Annotated in this window: 11 protein-coding genes; 5 read left to right on the top strand and 6 right to left on the bottom strand. The window is 55.4% G+C overall.

Annotated elements, in window-relative coordinates:
• Positions 1 to 11: 11 nt before the first annotated feature.
• Both ACP7A4_RS17885 and ACP7A4_RS17880 read left to right on the top strand, forming a co-directional pair.
• Entirely contained in the window at positions 12 to 3,221 is a 3,210-nt protein-coding gene (locus tag ACP7A4_RS17885; protein WP_426247888.1) for an ATP-binding protein, read from the top strand.
• Between the two features lie 70 nt (positions 3,222 to 3,291).
• Entirely contained in the window at positions 3,292 to 3,939 is a 648-nt protein-coding gene (locus ACP7A4_RS17880) for a response regulator (protein WP_059762404.1), read from the top strand.
• A gap of 12 nt (positions 3,940 to 3,951) precedes the next feature.
• On the opposite strand, the gene ACP7A4_RS17875 is transcribed toward ACP7A4_RS17880, so the two are convergent.
• The 6 genes from ACP7A4_RS17875 to ACP7A4_RS17850 all read right to left on the bottom strand — a co-directional run bounded on the left by ACP7A4_RS17875 (position 3,952) and on the right by ACP7A4_RS17850 (position 10,702).
• The gene (locus ACP7A4_RS17875; RefSeq protein WP_059762405.1) at positions 3,952 to 4,713 is read right to left on the bottom strand and encodes a fimbrial biogenesis chaperone; all 762 of its coding nucleotides are present in this window, start codon (positions 4,711 to 4,713) and stop codon (positions 3,952 to 3,954) included.
• Between the two features lie 2 nt (positions 4,714 to 4,715).
• On the bottom strand, positions 4,716 to 6,029 hold the full coding sequence (locus ACP7A4_RS17870; RefSeq protein WP_426247887.1) for a fimbrial protein: 1,314 nt from the start codon (positions 6,027 to 6,029) through the stop codon (positions 4,716 to 4,718).
• A gap of 39 nt (positions 6,030 to 6,068) precedes the next feature.
• Positions 6,069 to 8,708 (bottom strand): fimbria/pilus outer membrane usher protein, encoded by a 2,640-nt coding sequence (locus tag ACP7A4_RS17865; protein ID WP_059762407.1) that lies wholly within the window; start codon positions 8,706 to 8,708, stop codon positions 6,069 to 6,071.
• Positions 8,709 to 8,724: 16 nt separating this feature from the next.
• The gene (locus ACP7A4_RS17860) at positions 8,725 to 9,453 is read right to left on the bottom strand and encodes a fimbrial biogenesis chaperone (protein ID WP_059762408.1); all 729 of its coding nucleotides are present in this window, start codon (positions 9,451 to 9,453) and stop codon (positions 8,725 to 8,727) included.
• A 99-nt stretch (positions 9,454 to 9,552) separates the two neighbouring features.
• Complete coding sequence (locus ACP7A4_RS17855) at positions 9,553 to 10,083, bottom strand: fimbrial protein (RefSeq protein ID WP_048363078.1); 531 nt, start codon at positions 10,081 to 10,083, stop codon at positions 9,553 to 9,555.
• Positions 10,084 to 10,480: 397 nt separating this feature from the next.
• Positions 10,481 to 10,702: a hypothetical protein gene (locus ACP7A4_RS17850; protein WP_314400790.1), complete on the bottom strand. Its 222-nt coding sequence runs from the start codon at positions 10,700 to 10,702 to the stop codon at positions 10,481 to 10,483.
• 1,492 nt (positions 10,703 to 12,194) lie between these two features.
• On the opposite strand from ACP7A4_RS17850, the gene ACP7A4_RS17845 reads away from it, so the two are divergent.
• From ACP7A4_RS17845 to upx, 3 genes are all read left to right on the top strand, one after another.
• Positions 12,195 to 13,067: an ion channel gene (locus ACP7A4_RS17845; protein ID WP_426247886.1), complete on the top strand. Its 873-nt coding sequence runs from the start codon at positions 12,195 to 12,197 to the stop codon at positions 13,065 to 13,067.
• On the top strand, positions 13,067 to 13,897 hold the full coding sequence (locus ACP7A4_RS17840; RefSeq protein WP_426247885.1) for a nucleotidyltransferase domain-containing protein: 831 nt from the start codon (positions 13,067 to 13,069) through the stop codon (positions 13,895 to 13,897). Before ACP7A4_RS17845 ends, ACP7A4_RS17840 begins: the two co-directional genes overlap by 1 nt.
• Positions 13,898 to 14,131: 234 nt before the next feature.
• Positions 14,132 to 17,947 carry an anti-phage protein Upx gene (upx, locus tag ACP7A4_RS17835; protein ID WP_426247884.1) on the top strand — a complete coding sequence of 1,272 codons (3,816 nt, stop codon included), beginning with the start codon at positions 14,132 to 14,134 and terminating at the stop codon, positions 17,945 to 17,947.
• The last annotated feature ends 26 nt before the right edge of the window (positions 17,948 to 17,973 follow it).

Genomic DNA, 17,973 nt, shown 5'->3' with positions numbered 1-17,973 from the left:
CAGGAAGTCACATGACCGCCGACAACACCTCACTGGGCAAACTCGCATTGAGTTCCATGCGCTTGAACCGTGGCGTCTTGATTTTGGTGGGCGTCGCGGTGGTGCTGGTGGGCACCTGCGCCTGGGCGTTGCAGCGCTTGCTGGAAGTGGAAGTGAACAAGGTCGATTATCACTTTTCATTGCTGGTGGAGAGCCTGAATGAAAACCGCCTGTTTTTGAACAACGTTAACAGTGCGGTCAAAGATGCTCAGGATGTACTGGACAAGAACATCACCCCGCTGCAAAGCGCTCTGGTGTTTCAAGGTGCCGGGATGAACATCTATGAGGGCAAGGAGTTCTCGTTTTCGACACCGTTCAACCTGGCGCAAAGCGATGCGAGCCAGACGATTAGCCAGTCGGCGTTTTCGCTGGGCATGCACTTGTCCAACTTCTACAGCGGTTTTTGGTCGGGGTCGGTATACCCCTCGCCGCAATTGTTTCTATTGCCGCCCAACCATGAGTTCACCCTTGCCGTACCCGCCATCGGCGCTCGTCGCGGACATGTAGCGATTCTCAGCCTTGAGTCGTATCTGGACACCAGCCGCGGCCTGCTGCACCTGTTCAAGGCGCGCAAGGATGAGCTGCAAGAGGGGCAGGTGTACTGGTCCAATACCGGCAGTGTCAGTGAAGGCAATGCCAAGGTGTTTGCCTTCATAAAAATCAACTTGCCCTCCAAGTTTCTGGATGTGGCGGGGACTGACCGAGAGGTGCTGCTGGCGGCACTGATCAATGTGCGGCGCCTAGCCCAAACCCCTTCGAGTGTGAACACCCCGAAGTTTGACGACCTGACGCTGATCGCGCCAACGGGTGCCGTGTTGCTGGGAAGTGTGAACGACAACACGCGGCCCGATGGCATGCGCTTTACCTCCCACGGGCTGGAAATGAAAGTCTCCAGTGAGGGTGAGGATCGCTGGACGGCGCTATACCGGATCAGCTACGACAGCTTTATTCATTATGCAAAATGGCAACTGTTGAGCATTTTGGGTATCGCGCTGTTCAGTGTGTACGTGGGCTGGTTGGTCAATCGCTGGTACCGACTGCGTGTGGTACGCCCGGCTGAACGCGCACATCGGCGGGTGATTGAAAGTGAAATATTCAGCCGCGCAGTGATCGACACGGCGCCCACTGGCTTATGCGTGGTACGCCAGTCCGATAACCACATGTTGTTGGCCAACAAGCGGGCGCAAGAATGGTTGGGCAATTCGCAGTACATTTCGCGACTGATTCGCAAGCAGCACGCGGACATGGGAGAGGCCTGCGTAGAAGTGGGCGGGCGCTATTTGCACGTCAGCTTCAGCAGCACGCGCTACCAGGAACAGGATGTCATCGTGTGTGCTTTTAATGATGTGACCGGGCACAAGGACGACGCCGCTGCGCTGATCCGCGCCAAGCATCAGGCCGAAGAGGCCAGTCATGCCAAGACCACCTTTTTGGCGACCATGAGTCACGAAATCCGCACCCCGTTGTATGGCGTACTCGGCACCCTTGAGTTGCTGGAGTTGACGCCATTGGACGGCCGTCAGCGGGTGTACCTCAATACCATCTCGCGTTCCTCGTCGACCTTGCTGCAATTGATCAGCGACATTCTTGATGTGTCCAAGATCGAGTCCGGGCAAATGGCACTGGAGACGGGGCGTTTTTGCCCGCTGGACATGGCCGAGGACGTGGTGGACGCGTACGCGGCCTCCGCCGAAAGCAAGGGCTTGCAAATCTATGCCTGCATCGATGCCGATGTGCCCGACCAGTTGAGCGGTGATCAGTCGCGCATCCGCCAGATTCTCAACAACCTGCTCAATAACGCGATCAAGTTCACCGACTATGGTCGCGTGGTACTGCGCCTCAAGGTATTAAGCCGGGATGCGCACAACGTGACGTTGCAGTGGCAGGTGACGGACACCGGCGTAGGTATTTCCGAGGCCCAGCAGCAGCGTTTGTTCGAACCGTTTTACCAGGTGTTTAACGGCCACTCAGCGGGCGGCACGGGGTTGGGGCTGTCAATTTGTATGCGTCTGACGCAGTTGATGGACGGCCAGCTGCGTGTGGTCAGTGAACCGGGGCTGGGCAGCAGTTTCAGCTTGATGCTGGAGATGCCGATCCTTGAGGGGGCCTTGCCGGCGGTCAGCGACCTGCATCTGCGACCGACCCCGGTGTATGTGCGGGCACCGGCCATTGAGCTGGCGCAAACCACCTGTGACTGGCTTAACCGCTGGGGTGGCCATGCGCTGGTCGCGCCCGGCGCTGCGATCAACACCTCGCCCGGTGGGGTGCTGGTGGACCTGCTGCCGAGTCGTCATTCGGTGTTGGAGTGGCACGGCCCGCGCGTAACGGGGCTGTCCGGGGCGGGTCAGCCGGAACACCTGGCGGATGGCTGGCAGGTGGGTGTGCACATGATTCGCGCAATAGGCCGTGCCGTGATGTTGGCGCAACAGGGGCGCGATGCTGCTGCGCCCGGCCAAGCTTCGTCGAGGCGCGAAAAACTCGCATTGCGGGTGCTGGTGGCCGAAGACAATCCGATAAACCAGACGATTCTCAAAGAGCAACTTGAAGAGCTGGGTTGTCGCGTGGTGCTGGCCTCCCACGGGCAGGAGGCGCTCAGTTTATGGGCGCCGGATGCATTTGATGCAGTGCTGACTGACGTCAATATGCCGATCATGAACGGTTATGAATTGGCCAGTGCCATCCGCCAACAAGACGCTCATGTCCCCATCATTGGTGTGACCGCGAACGCCATGCGAGAAGAAGGCGAGCGTTGCCGTGCGGTGGGCATGAATGCACATATGGTCAAACCCATGACTTTGCAAACGTTGTGGGCTGAACTGGCGCGTGTGTGTGACGTCGTCCCGGGTGAGGTGCCGCATGAGCTTGCTACCGTACCGCGCAATGACCATGAGCCTGGCGAAACAGTGATCGTGGTCTCTGCACGAATGCGCGACTTGTTCGTCAACACCATGGGCGCCGACATAAAAACCGCGCAGCAAGCGTTGAGCGAGCGTGACAGTGATGCGCTCAAAGCCCGCCTGCATTGCATCCGGGGCGCGCTGGCGGTGGTTCAGGCGCGTGAGTTGGCCCAGGCCTGCGGTGAACTTGAGCACCGCCTAGAAGGTCATGTTTTGGATGAGTCTTTGCACAATCAGATCGAGGTGCTGTTGGCGCGCATCAAGCGGGCTGTAGCTGCGGTCTGATATTTTCGCTTTCCCACTCCACCGATTGAGCGGCTCTTGATGAAGTCGTTCTTTTGACAGGGATGTACCTGTGCCAAAAATAAAAGTGGTATTAGCAGATGACCACCCCATTGTGTTGATGGGCGTTAGCGAGCTGATCGAGCGTGATGAGCGTTATGAAATCGTGGGCCAGGCTCAGACCTCCACAGAGCTGATTGAGCAGTTGCAGCGCTTGCAGCCGGACATTGTGGTGACCGATTACAGCATGCCGGGGGATGAAACCTATGGCGACGGGGTCAAGCTCATCGAGTACCTGATCCGGCATTTTCCGCAGGTCAAGATCCTGGTGCTGACCATGCTCACCAACAACTTGATTCTGTCGCGTCTGTATGACTTGGGGGTCGGCGGGATTATTTTGAAAAACGGCGATCTCAATGAGATCCCGCTGGCGCTCAGCGCGCTGGCAAACGGAGAGAAGTGGCACAGCAAAGCCGGCCAGGGGGCCCCCAGTGTCGTGGAGCGTTCAGATGCCGTGCAGGCGCGAATCGCCAGTCTGTCGGTCAAGGAGTTTGAGGTGCTGCGCCGCTTTGCATCGGGGATGAACGTGCGCGATATCGCTCACTCGCTTAATCGCAGTGTGAAGACCGTGAGTTCGCAGAAGGTTTCAGCCATGCGCAAGCTGGACGTGGAAAACGATCACGCCTTGCTGACCTTCTGCATCAGCATGAACCTGATTTGAACCGCCGCAGGTTTAGGGATTGAGCACGGGGGCGGTGGCGGTGTGAAAGTGACCGCCATCATCCACCCAGGTAAAGCTCACTTTCAGCCCTTTGGGGTTGATCTGGCTGCCAGGGGCCATGCGATAGCGCTTTTCGCCATACGGTGGCGCCATCATGTCCAGGGTTTGCGGCACGGCCATCTGCTTGTCGTTGTCGACCAGGCGCAAAGACGCCATCGAGGCGTGATAAGGGGTCGGGTTACGCAGCACCAGCACCCATTGCTCGCCTTGTTGCTCCAGGGTGAACGTCAGCACCTTGGGCATGTCTTCGGCTGTGCTCGGGAGGTTTTTAGGGCGGTAAAAGATTTTCATCTGGGTGTTCATGGCCAGTGCCACGGCTGCTTGCGGTGCAGGTGTGGTGGTGGACTTGGGGGCAATCTCATAGAGGTTGAGCCAAAATACCGATTCGCGGTCTTTGGGCAATTGATCGCCGTTATAAATAATGCGCAAGCCTTGCACCGCCCCCGGTTGCATACGAAACACAGACGGCAGCGCGATCATTGGTGAGGTGCTTTTTTCCGGTGCCTGCTGGTCTTCGCCATCGTTGACCCAGGTTTGCACCACCACCGGATACGGATTGATATTGGCCAGCATCAGCGAGCGCTGATTTTGCCCCTCTTCATAAATGACCCGCGTGCGTGACGCCATGACGCCCGCCTGTGCGGGGAGAATGAACACACACAACAGGGCGAGCATTAATAGCCGGGTGAGGGTGAGTGTTATTTTTTTAGTCATGTTTACTGCACCTTGACGAGGACGTAAGCGGTGGCATTCACCTTGCCCGGTGTGGCTTTACGCCCCGGCAGGGTTTTGAGAATGGCGGTGAGGGTCTGGGTATATGTGGTGTAGCCCGAGGCGGCGCTGCCATTGGCGCTGGCGCCGTCTTTGACCGGGTACCAGCCACTCGCGTTACCGCCGCCCGCCACACCCGTGCCCAGGAAGTTCATTTGCTTGCCGTTGTTGCTCAAGGCAATGCCAACCCCGGTGGCAATGGAGGGGTCTGTGCCGTACCCGTTGGAAACCAGATGCGTGACGCCTTGGGACCCGGTCAGTAACCCCAGTTCCGCGGCCTTGGCATACGCGGCGGCAGACACTTGCACGCCCATTGCCGTCTGGTTGGTATTAACCCCGGACACCGCCTGATCGCTGCATTCAATCTCGATGCTGAAATCACTTTCGCGGGTCATGTTGTCATTCAGTTCCTGAGCCGTGACGGGCATGAACATCACCAGCGGCGTGACGTTGCGCGCCACGCAGGTGGCGGTGTAGCTGATCGACGCGGCGCTGCGCATGCCAAAGCCAATACCGTTGTACTGGCCCCAGAAGTAGTAGCTGGTGTTGGAGTCAGCGCCTACGGTGTCGGATTTGTAGCCCGGCCCCTGAAATTGCACATAGCCATTGGGTTGGGTGCAGGTGTAGCTGTAATTGCCGCTGCCGCTCGCCGCCGCTTGACCGCCGCAGTAGTTACTGCCGCTGCCGTATGTGGGTGGCAGGCTGGACACGCGCGCCAGGTCGGCTTGCACCATGCTCAGGTGCTTGGGTTTGATTTGCAGCTTGTTGCCGACCACGTCGTATTGGGTGATCTTGCTTTGCTGCCAATAGCGGGTGAACACTTTGCCGGAATTGAGGTGCGTCAATTTGAGGCCGACATACGGAAAGTACGTGGCGTAGTAGCCGGGCAACCCGTCATTGGTGGACGTACCGGCACCGTTGCCGATTTCCCAGTAGCCGCCGACCCGGTCGTCGCCGTTGGTGGCAAACACTTCATACAGCTCATCTTTGTCCGCCAGGTCGCATTGCCAGAGCACGGTCTCGCTGTTTAGCCCCGTCGCGGAGGCGCTGTCGACGATGGTGGTGCCCAGCGGCGTCCCGACCGGTTGCAGGTAGGTGCTGGTGAGGTTGACCCGGCCAAAGCTGATTTGCGCCGAGTAAGGGTCAAGCACGTTAATGCCGTTGTAGACGCGGGTACAGGTGGCGTGTGCAGCGGGCAGCGCGGCGAGTGTCAGCGCCAGTAGCAATAACTGATTCAATCGTGGGCGTAGAGTGAACATAAAAGGCCTCGATTTTCAGGGTGTGAATAAAGGGGGGAATCAGAGCGCACGGCATTCGCTGGTCACGCGCAGCAATGGCTGCTCCAGATCGCGATCCGACACGTCGTAATGCAGAACGCATTGCTCTTGCGGCCGATCACCCCAGCGCAGGGTCAATGCGCCTTCAGGCTTCTCGCTGCGCAAGTAAGCCTGGCTGCCTTGACCGACCATACCGATCACGCTGCCACTGTCGTCGAGCACGTCCGCACCCATAGGGACGGCCTGATTATTGGCCAACAGGGCCTTGACCAGCAGGGCGTTGCCGCTACGGGTTTTGAACTGGATTTTGACCGCTGCACCGGCATACGGCGCAATGCGGCGCTGACCGTCGTCGAGTTCGGTTTTTTGGTTCATGCCTTCCGGGGTGATGGCCACGGTGTTGTAGCGGTACGGCGTAAGCGCGGGCACCAGTGCGTAGCCTGAGCCATCAATGGTCGTGCCCTGGCTGTTCATGACTTTTGCGCCGCTGGCGCCTTTGGCTTCCACCAGGGCGAAGGTGTCACCCAAATACGGTCCAAAGGTTACGCCACCGCTGTGAATCGCTACGGCACCGCGGGCGCTGCCGGAAGCTTGCCAGTAGTCTTCGCCCTTGGAGGCGCTGAGGGCGAGGCTGGTCTTGGGCAAACGTTTTTGCAGGTTGCCACTCCAGGTGTTCTGTTTTTGCTCGGCGTCGTGAGACACGTCCATCCCGTAGCTCAGGGTTTGTTCTGCGCCTGCGGTGCCGGACAACGAGGTTTGATACACATTGCCGTAGGTCGAGCTGTGGCTGACCGAGCTGCTCAAGGTCGGCGTGTTGCTCTTCGACGGGCTGCCCAGCGGGAATGACACCGAGAGCAAGGTGACGGTTTCAGTCGAGCCGGGCGAGGAAGGGTTCCAGCTGCCGCCGTTGACGTTGTTGCCGTTGTTGTGACCGTCGTAGCCGCCGTAACGGGTGTTTTCGAAGCTCCCCGTGGACTGGCGTGAGACCGACAGGTTGAGGCTCACCGAGTTTTTCAGGGTGTTGGCATAGCCCAATTGCAACTGCGTATCGCGTTCACGGCCGTTGCGGTAATCCTGAGTCGAACCGGACACGTAAATCGATCCATACTCGGCCAGGCTCTGGTTGACCGACACTTCAAATCGCGAGCGTTGCAGGTAGCTGGCCGAGTCCCATTCTTCCCCTTTGCGCAACGATTCACGCACGCCGAGTACGTCGCCCAGATCGCGATAACCAGCGGTGGAGTAGCGGTAGCCGGCAATCGACAAGGTGGTGTTGGTCGGCGCGAAGGTGCGGCTGTACGACAAGCGCGCCATCCAGCCATCGACCAGGCCCTCTTGTGGCATGTCGGCGCGTGAGTAGGTAGCGTCCAGGCCAAACGCGCCCAGCCAGTTGGCGTACACGCCGCCAAATACCAGAGCCTGATAACCGTCCGCCACCCGCAAACCGGTGTTGGCGGTGACGGTGTTGGTCAGGCCGCGCTGGTAGGTGAACTCGCTGAACAGGTCGTTATCGCCCACGTCACTGGTCTTGCCCACGGCGGCGCTGTAGCGCGAGGTGCCGGGGCGCAGCGATTCGGGTACGGCCGAGAACGGCACGCTGAATCGGCTGATGCTGCCGTCCGCTTCTTGTACCGAGACTTCGAGGTCGCCGTTGTAGTTGGTGGCGTAGAGGTCGTTGATTTCAAAAGGCCCCGGCGCGACGGTGGCTTCGTAAATGTCATTGCCGTTTTGGCGCACGGTGACCTTGGCGTTGGTCTTGGCGATCCCGCGTACGGTCGGCGCATAGCCACGTACCGACTCGGGCAACATGCGTTCGTCTGAGGTGATTTGCACCCCGCGAAAGCCAAGCCCGGAGAAGAAGCGCCCCGAGGTGTAGCCTTCGCCTGCGGTCAGTTCGCTGCGCAGGCTTGGCAATGCGCGTTGCACATAAGTGCGCGTGGCATTCCAGTCGCTGCCGTGTTGCGAGTCGTAGCGCAGGGACGCTTGCTGGCGCAGGCGCCACATGCCCAGGTTCAGGCCGCTGTTGAGCGCCAGATAGCTGGAGTCGGTGTCTTGGGCGTGACTGGCGCTGCGACTGACGTGGTATTGGTTGGCGCTGTAGTTGATAAAACCGATGGTGCTGCCCGCGTCGAGGTTTTGCGGTGAGACATAACCGCGCGGTACGTGCAGCATCAAGCTTTGCGGCATGCTGATGTCGAGGCGCAGTTGGGCGAAGTCAAAATGGCTGCTGGCGTCTTTTACCGTGTCGCTGAGCAATTGGCATTCGCTGCCTTGCGTGTCGGTAATGGCGCTGGCCAACACGCCTGCGCCTTCCAGCAGCGCGCGCGCCAAGCACGGTTGCACATCGCCCTGTGCCCCGGCCACAAATTGCACGGGTACGCGTTCGACGAAACGATCATTGAGGTACAGGTCGACGGTGTATTGGCCGGGGTCGACGGCGTTGATTTTGTTGAAGCGCGACAGCGAGCCGCCGCCAAACATCATGTTGTCGTCAAACTGATAGTCGTCGTTACTGCTGCTGGTTTCGGTCTCGGCCTGGGCGGTGCCCGCGCTCAATCCGCTGCACAGGATCGTCGACGACACCAGCAGCATTGCCCACAGCCAACGGCTATGGGGTGCGCGGTTGCGGATCCGGCAAGGGGTGAAATGAGCCACGGTCATGTGCATTTTCCCAGGGCTAGTGAAGCGGCAAGTCAGTGGTGACGTCAGCGCCGTAATCGTTCACCAGCGTCAAGCGCAATTGGTTGCCAGCGTTGGCCCCTTTAACCGGCCATTGAGCGTTGGAGTAGGGGGCGATCATCACGGCTTTGGCCACGTTGACCGGTTTGCCGCCGACCAGCAGGTTGGCCTCACGGATCACCGCGTGATAACCGCTGTTGTTTTCGGCGCTCACGCTCAGGTTTGAACCGCTGCCTTGCAGCTTGAATGTCATTGATTTGGTGATGTCTTGCGGGTTGCCTGCGATGCTTTCAGGGCGATAGAACACCTTCATCCGGCTGCTCACGGTGAGCATCAGCTTGTTGGCGTCCATGTCGTGGGCCTTGAGGGCTGGCATCTGCATGAAGTTGATGTAAAACACCGACTCGCGGTCTTGCGGCAAGTCTTTTCCGGTGTACACCAGGCGCACGATTTGCCCGGCCTTGGGGTTCATCCGAAAAATCTGTGGGCTGGCGATAAACGGCGCATCAGCGGTTTGCGGCGTGGACGCCGGGTCGCCTTTGTCCACCCAGATCTGCACCAGATTGGGATATGCATCGTGACTGGTGAGTTGCAGGGCTTTTTCGCGAATGCTGGCGGGGTAGATCACCCGTGTGCCGCTCATGACCACACTGGCCAGCGCGTTTTGGGCAACGGTGACGCCGATCAGCACACCTACGGACAGGGCTAAGCGTTTCAGGCAGGTCATGACCAACTCCTTCCGAAAGGCTGGGGATCAGATAAGGACAATCGAGGTGCGGACCCGCCGCTTCGCGAGGTGCGAAGGCGGCAGGTCAGAGGGTTACGCTTACAGGTAGTCGAGGGCGTACTGAGCCGAAGCCGATACGGTACCGGCCGTTGCAGCGCCCGTGCTGATGTAGCGCGCAGCGAAGTCGTGGCTGGTCGCGGTCTCGTCTTTTTTCAAGATCAGGCCGGAAACCGAGGTCATGCCGCTCAGCGCGATCGGGTTGCCGCCGGTGGCATCCAGCAGTTGGATGGCGACGTTTTGTGCGGTGCCGGTGTTACCCAGGTTGCCGCCGGCGTTCACGTCAGCGCCCAGGAACGTGGTCTTGATGTTCAAGTCGCCGGTGGTCGGTGCCGTGCAACCGGTCACAGCGATGGTGAACGGCGTTTCGCCTGCGAATTTACCGGCGGTGTCCAGGTCGCTGGAAGCAACGGTGGGCAGAACCACGATCGGGCTACCGGAGTTACCGTTGACCGACACCTGGCATGTCTGGTCAGACACCTGGCCCTTGAAGGTGATGGTGTTTTGGCTGGCGGCAGCGAAAGAGATCGCCGGGAATGCCGTCATCGCGATGAGCAGAGCAGTACGCTTCATAGTAATAATCCTGATAACTGGAGATGAGGCTCGAGCCCAACCCATTCTTCGTGGAGTCGGTCAGGAGCAGGTTTAGCCAGTTCAGGTTATCGAGCGGGGGGCAGAGCTTTAATCAGACGATTCTTAAAAGCCCGCGGGCGGCGGTTCAGAGGCGCTACTTTTCTACAGGCATAAAAAAATGGCTTACCTTGCGGTAAGCCATTTTTAGTATTGGTGGTACACAGTCATTTGAACTGGTATTCCAAGTGACTGTAATTAAAGGGGTTGTATGTATTGTGATCAGTTAGGGATACATGTGGGGATACACGCTGCACGTTCCTGCCCACTGATATCGTGGTATCCCGCTAGGTAAAGCACCATCAGATGATTGGTGGTGTGCTGTCATTTGGCAGGGTAGTTACTTCTTTGTCCGACCTTCCGCTGCCAATGAAGCTAGGGCAAGGGTGATAAATGCTTCATTCCCATCCAGAGTGTCCAGTGCCCCTCGGATGTTCTGCGCCACTACTGTAGATCCTCTTTGCTCAACCCAGTTAGACAGCTCCTCGATAGCTGCCCCCAATGCCAGTTGGTTTTCATTCATGCGCTTAAGCAATGACACAAGCAAAGGTGTGTCTTCCATGATGTTCTCCCGCTGTGTTGTAAGGTAGTCAATCTACCTCGAGCCAGTGGCACTGCATATCAGTGGCCCTCATCACCTAGTGATCGTTTATCACACCGATCATCTTGATTCACTAAAGGTCAACACTGTGGTGTAGGGCCAATTTGGAAGGGCAGTATGAGAGGATATACCTAGTCCCCCTCAAAAACTGGTGTAACCGGTGTTACGAGTGTAACGGCCTTCGCCATTCGCCCAGTTTCATTGGCTTTCACGCCTGTTACACAGTTGAGCGGCATCGCGTACATCGGATGTAACGCTGCCCGTGGGTGTAACGCTAAGTCAGCAGCCAGGTGTTGTGGACTGACGTTTTGCGCTCCAGCCTACCAAGCGAATTTCGCTGGCTCCGCCTTTGGGTGCTAGGAAATCACGCTGGGGACCCTGAGAGATTTCTTGTTACACGGGGCAGGAAACCCGCGGGATTTTTTTAGCAGCAGAGCACCCAGCTTATTGAAATTTCAATCGTTGAAATTGAAAGGGTGGGCTGAAGAAAAGGGGGCATCGTTACCGCATTGGTAAAGGTGCTGGCATGCTGCATAAATGGTAGGGCAAATGCACAGGTGAACTGCAGTTAACCTAGTTCACCTGTTAACTAAGTTGTGAACCCTCCCACTAACGTTCTTCCGCGGGTTTCCTGCCCCGTACCGGGCAATAAGTCCCAGGGGCCCTCGTCAGTTTAGACGCCCAGGGAAGTCCCACTACTCCTATCGCTGAAGGCACCACCGATGGGGGGGGCTAGGGGATGTTCCCTCGACAGCTATGTTACGAGTGTTACGGATGTTACGAGTTAGGATAAGCATCTGAATTAAAAGGTTTTTTAGTAGTTACACGGCTCTGGATAATGTCCGTAGGGAAGTGTTACAAGAGCTACGGATGTTACATGTGATTTCCCACTAGAATGTAGCTATCAAACCTAAGCTTGTAGTTGGCCTGAGGCAGCAATCGGGCAGATGCAAGCGTTCACGTTTGAGTCCTTCCTGACAGAGGCCGAAATTCACGCATATCGTCCCTAGAGGTCGACATCCACTGCTTGCACTCACATTGCCGAGCAAAGTTATGATGCAGGCTGGCGGAATCACTCTGCGTGCAAAGCGGCTCGCTGAAAACCAGCAGATAATTTTTTCCTCCGACGATCTCAGCGCCTCTGATCCTCGGATGGCGTAATCTATGCGTGTATGGTTGACTGAAAGGTTTTGTGGATCCAAAAAACTTGCTCAGTTTGGTCTTTGGCAGACCGATTTACCTCAGCAATGGCCATGTCCACTTTAATGGCTCAAGCACTCGAGGAGGTTTGCTTGATAACATGGCAAATCATCTCAGACTTTGGACAGGTGTGGTTTGGTTGAAATAGAACGTGTTTGGGCTTGGTGCCAGACGATCTATTGAGCTTTTCAAAATAAGCACAAGTGAGTTCAGGGGAGCTCAGAATGAAAAATCAGGCAAGGGAGTTGGATGAATGTTTGACGGTATGAAGGTCAAGTTGATAAAGAAAATTAAAGACCAGATTATCCCAAAGGGGAACCGAAGTTTTGGTATCTCCGAAACAATCACACAGCACGTATCCATTAAGAACCTACCGGGCCAACCTGAAATTTCGTTATCTTTCATCGATTTTGAATTTGAGACAATAACCTCTAAGGAGAGACAGATATCAGGAAGGATTTTTAGAAAATGCTTGTTTTCGCATAAAGTCATAGAGGATTTTACATTTCAAAATTGCAAGTTTTTAGACTGCGCGTTTAATGGGGCGCTAATGGTGGGTGTCGAGTTTCACGATTGTGAATTCCGCGAGTGCTTCTTCTACAAGACAAAATTTAAAGATACATATATTGATCCGGCCTTTTTTTATTTTACCAATAAGTGGCATTGGATCAGAGCAAATGTCAATGCGGGTCTTTTTCAGTCCTTATATAAGAACTCCAAGACCATGCATCAAGAAGAATTTGCCATGCACGCAGATCGGAGATTTCAATTTTACCGGAGATATCAATATCTCTATGGTAATAGGCCCAATATTTATAAGTTTCTGAAGGGGTTGTTATTCGATTATTTTTTAGGGCATGGTTATGGAATTAAGAATAGTCTGGCAATGACCGTCGTTTCAATTTTTGGTTTTGCTTTTTTGCTTGATGGGAAGGTAAGTTCTGAGAAGGGAACTTTTTTTGAAACTTTATATTTCACAGTTGTTTCGTTGACGACAGTCGGGTATGGCGAGATCACTCCCGTCCATGAAATCATGCCCCTGACTATTACAATGTTGTTGCTTCTTTCATCAATTGCTTGGTGTGCGGTAGTTACCGCGATTATTGTGAAGAGGATTGTAAAATAGTGTCATTCGCCATCATTCAATGTGGATCTACTGCTAGGGGCGATGCCAACGCCAATAGCGATGTGGATATTATCTGCATCTGGTCGGGAAAAGCGCCAGATTTTAGCCGTCTTACCCATGAGTATGGTGAGTTAACTTTTTACTCTGTAGAGACCATCCAGCGGATGCGCGCTAAAGGCTCCCTATTTCTAACGCATCTGGATGTTGATGGTGTTTTTATTGATGGCGATCAATCATTGCTTGAGGAGTTTCGGGGGTTTCGCCCGTCTACTAGGCAGGTTAATAGCTTATATAAAGATACAGCGCGCGTTGTAACTTGTTTGGAGTGGTTTCCTGACAATACTCCCGGCGAGCTCTGGCTATGTGATGTTCTCTATGTTGCCCTTAGGACCTGCTTGTACTGCAAAAACGCAGCAGCAGGGATCTACACTTTTGGCTACCTGGATGCATTGAAAGCCTGCAGTCTAACTTCTAACCAAATCGCAGTCATGCTTCTCTTGAGAGAGGGCAAATATCGCTATAGAAACTCGACTGACAGTCTAGCTGCCACGAAATTCTATTTTGACTCCAGCGAAGCTAAACAAGCATGTTATGCAGTCCTATCCAAGGATGTCAATGTAGTCAGAGGCGGAGAGACCGATTGGACGAAGTTATCCCGACGAGACTATTGGAGCGAAAGACTAGTAGAGAGGGCTATTTTGAACAAGGAACATCGGGATGAGGAGTTCATGCTGAAAATAAAGCATCACAACTACAATAAAAGTTCTCTTAAGTCTGATATTTCCAGAATAGTAGAGATGCATACATCCACCCGTTTATCTCTACCATAATTTTAGGTCTAGTGTTTTAAGGCATGGAAAGCCTCTACAACTACAAAACTTTCGTCGGCGGTATCTCCAATCTTATCTTCCCAAAGGCAGAGACCACAGTTTACAGTTCGTACCTAGTCGGTTCAGACTGAGCTAGGCCAGGATCTGCTATTTATGCCATTTCCAATTACCATAGGCCCTTATTTCCCCTTCACGTAGAATCAGCTATGTGAATCACTTTGTCTGGAGCTGCAGGTGAACGACTCCCTCTCTCAACCAGATTTGCAATCCCTGCTTGAGGCGATGGCCGATAAGGCTACCTGGGTAAATCCCAGCCTCTCGTTAGCTGATGTCGCGAACGACAACGCAGGACTTGTCGCCGATCTCGCCAACTTTGAACGAGACGACACAGTGGCTTTGCTAGCCAGCCTGCTAACCCTTCCTGCACATCAGTCCGAATGCTTACGGTTAGAGTTACTGGTTGCACTTGCCCTCCTTCACTGCAAAGGCCCACAGGTTGCCACTGTTGACGATGCGCGCCGCTGGTATACGACCATTGGCACGTCAAACAGTGTATTAGGGGAAGATCCGGCCGAGGATGTGTTCGTCTCCAGGGTGGGTAACGTGAGGGGCGATTACCGCATTCTGGAAGGCGTATGGGAGGCCGCAGGCTTTTATACGCAACTCATGGTAGATATCGTTTTCGCCATGCCTGAAGAGGGCTACTTCATCCCGCTTAAGCGGGCCACGCAGGCGCTTCTACGGCTTTCGGACTTCATCTGCGCTAACTCTGATCTACATCGTTTTGAGCCGGGTGGTGTAACCAGAACGGGTTCACTTGAGACTGGTGGTCTTGACGCGAGCGCACTCCGTTCACGTGTCACCTTGACGAGGCGCATGTTACAGGCGGCTGGTGTAGCAATTGCAGATCTTTCCCTCTTCATTCTCGACCACACACAGATAACTACCCTCGGAAGCCAGGCGCCCAGTGCGGGAATGCTGGAGCAGCGCCCGCTGCTCCTCACACGTGACGGCCTTGTCGTCTTGCTGCCCACTGCTCTATCTATAGCGCTTCGCCACGCGGTGATAGCGTTCGCTGTGCATAAGGGAGAGTTGAACAACCTCGACAGGGCATTAGCCAATGCCCATGCGCGTATTTTGTCCCAGACACCGGCGTTTGGTAACGGCACGCGGATTCGGTTGTCCTGGGATAAGGATCGGACAACTCGATCGGCGATCGTCTACTCCTCAGTCGATGTGGGCCACTTCATGGTGCTCCAGTTCGTCTTGCCCTCCATCCAGCAGCACCCGACCAAAGGTTTCAGCAGCATGCTCCGGCTCGATAAGGAAACTGCAGATCTCCTCGACGCCCGCGCTGCAGATACCGCTACTGATCTTGCCAACCAGCCCGACTTCCAACGCGGCATAGTCGTACGTGTAGGCTGTGGCTGGGGGGCGGGCTTTGTGGGCTCGGTGCCCGAACTGCCTGCAGCATGGCAGTTCGAGTGGATGTCCAGCGCAGATTTTTCCCGCTTAAGTTCGCTGCCCGAGATGTCCCCGCTTGCCTTCTGGCGTGTGCAGGACGCCGAAGAAATAATTGCGCGAGCCGGTGTGCAAATAATCAATCTCAACGGCATCCTCAACCTTCTTGGATGGGCACGCGCCAATGACGGCCATATGGTCCCGCACGATCAACTCCCGGAGGGGCGTATTACTCCAGAGCGCCCTCTGATGCTTACAATTCCGACAGATCTTATTCGTGATGTGCGGTTGGCAGCAGACATGGGTTATGACTGGCACCGCATTTGTGACAACAGTGGTAGGTGGCACCGTGTTATGCGGCCTTCAGCGGAGCACTTCTTTCCGAGCGAACGAGAAAGCAGGTGCTATGCATCCATCGATGAGCTCGAAGCATATCGTCTAAGTTGTGTGTATGAAGGACAGTGCAATCTCTGGGTGACGATTGAAGCACCCTGCGTGCAAGATCACATGCTCCTTTCTGAATTAGCCAAGATGGTTCGCACGTGGGCTGGACGGATTGGTGAGGCGGTTGAAGCCATTGGTGAGCAGAGTGCTAGGAAGTCCGTGAGGGTCTACCTTCACTTTGAAGGTGACTGCGACATTAACCAATTCCACGACGAGAATGTTCCACATGATCTAAATACCTTCTGGAAAATCGAGCATGTACGCGAACATGGGGCGCTACGGGTATTGCTCAAAGACGGGTACCTTGCTGGCTTTCGGGCGCCGGACAACCGTGCAGAACGCGCTTTAGTGCGCGCGCTCGGTACTGCGTTTGCCACTCTTCTGCGTATCGATGCACCGGTTGACCTGGGGCTAGAAATCGAGCGGATAGCGGTTCCTAATAACGCTGCGCGAAGCTTCCATATTATGGAAACGTTCGACTTCAGTGATCATGTGCGCAGCTCCTTGAAGCGACAACTTTTGACCATAGAGAACACCGAGTCGGGTGCGGCCAGAATTGGGCTCGGGTGGCGTGCGGTTGCGGCCGATGCGCCGGCCCAATATAAGGGTAAGAAGGCGGTCGGCAAGCTCCTCAACGACGTTGTAGATGTGCTACTTCACGATATGCAGGGGGAGCTTTCTCGTTTTGATCGTCTGAAATCCCTCACCCGCTTGCTTGAGAATTGCGAGCGCGCACGAAGCGAGGAAACCCATTGGCATCGGACTGCGGCTGCCGTCCTCGGCCTACATGCTGGTGACGTCGGTCTCGAGGCAACGATCGCCAAGCAGTTGGGACGTTTTTCCGGCGCGGCACTGACCTCTCGGTTAGTAGCCGAACTGGCTCTATGCGCGTGTCCCACTAAAGGCGGGATTGAAGCCTCCGACATGGCGCTTGGTAGGCTCCTTGCACAAGCAGCATTACTCTTTCGCATCGGCGGCATGTCTGACGCGGTACGCTTTGGGGCGCTGCCAGCCGAGGTTCAAATATCTCCCTTGGGTGACCTTCTCTTTCGCGACGAGCTTGGAGAAATGGTGCTCGAACCTCTTCTGTCTAAGGCGACTAACGAGCGGTTCGAAGCCCATGCTGCACGGTTCAAGCAGCATTACGCTAAAGAGGACGACCTCGAAGAGTTGGCTGATGAGGGGGGGCGGCTTGACCCTGGCACACTAGATGATGACACCGAGAACTTTCTGTCACTTTGGAATGCGGAGATGGGTTTTACGCTTGATGAAGGCTTCCGCTTCGTCGATGCACTTGAGTCGATTGGCATGGAGAAACAGACGGCAATTCTCACAATGACGCGGAGCCAGTTGGAGATTGCAGGAAAGTCTGCTGGGCTTGACGATAACGTCGCTTCTGCTTTCCTCGACCAGTTCGTGCTCAGAACGCGTCCAAAGTGGGATGAGGTGCCAGACGAGTTTGACCCGTCTGACATCTATCCTTGGCGCTTTGGTCGACGCCTGTCTGTAGTTGCCCGCCCATTGTTACAGATAGACGTAAGTCAAGACCCGCTGGTGATCGTTTCACCGGGGCAACTGGGCAACTCTCTGCGCTACATCTTGAACGGGGCACACTCGGGGCGACTTAAACGGGAATTCTTCCGGACGGAGGGGATGAGAGACGAATGGCTTGGGGAAGCTCGGGAGGGACACTCTTTCGAAAAGTCCTTAGAAAGAGAATTGCTCTACGCAGGATGGACTGTTCGACGCGGCATCGGCTTCCCAGAGATATTGAGGCGAAATCTGCCAACAGATCCAGGTGATATTGATCTGTTGGCTTGGCGTCCGGACCGCAAGCAAGTGCTCATCGTCGAATGTAAAGACCTCTCACTTGCGCGAAATTACTCAGAAGTCGCTTCCCAGCTCTCCGAGTATCAAGGTGAAGATATGAAGGGCAAACCAGACAAGCTCAAAAGGCATCTGAAGCGTGTTGCACTTGCACGGGAAAACCTTGCTGACCTAGCACGATTCACGTCAGTCAAAGATCCAGAGCTCGTGTCCTGGCTTGTTTTCAGTGGAGCGTCCCCTGTCGCTTATGCGCAGTCGCAGATCGCTGCACTGCAAGATACACATGTCGGGCGACCAAACGACCTTCTCAAATACTAATCGAAGGAAACTGGGTTGTTGCTGCG

Source organism: Pseudomonas sp. TWR3-1-1, assembly GCF_049896545.1.
GTDB lineage: Bacteria > Pseudomonadota > Gammaproteobacteria > Pseudomonadales > Pseudomonadaceae > Aquipseudomonas > Aquipseudomonas weihenstephanensis.
This window is presented reverse-complemented; position numbering and strand designations above follow the sequence as displayed.

Excerpts from the sequence above, each read along its gene's own strand:
- ACP7A4_RS17845 (WP_426247886.1), top strand. The coding sequence starts at position 12,195 with ATGTTTGACGGTATGAAGGTCAAGTTGATAAAGAAAATTAAAGACCAG.
- ACP7A4_RS17870 (WP_426247887.1), bottom strand. The coding sequence starts at position 6,029 with ATGTTCACTCTACGCCCACGATTGAATCAGTTATTGCTACTGGCGCTG.
- ACP7A4_RS17885 (WP_426247888.1), top strand. The coding sequence starts at position 12 with ATGACCGCCGACAACACCTCACTGGGCAAACTCGCATTGAGTTCCATG.
- ACP7A4_RS17860 (WP_059762408.1), bottom strand. The coding sequence starts at position 9,453 with ATGACCTGCCTGAAACGCTTAGCCCTGTCCGTAGGTGTGCTGATCGGC.
- ACP7A4_RS17865 (WP_059762407.1), bottom strand. The coding sequence starts at position 8,708 with ATGACCGTGGCTCATTTCACCCCTTGCCGGATCCGCAACCGCGCACCC.
- ACP7A4_RS17855 (WP_048363078.1), bottom strand. The coding sequence starts at position 10,083 with ATGAAGCGTACTGCTCTGCTCATCGCGATGACGGCATTCCCGGCGATC.
- ACP7A4_RS17875 (WP_059762405.1), bottom strand. The coding sequence starts at position 4,713 with ATGACTAAAAAAATAACACTCACCCTCACCCGGCTATTAATGCTCGCC.
- ACP7A4_RS17850 (WP_314400790.1), bottom strand. The coding sequence starts at position 10,702 with ATGGAAGACACACCTTTGCTTGTGTCATTGCTTAAGCGCATGAATGAA.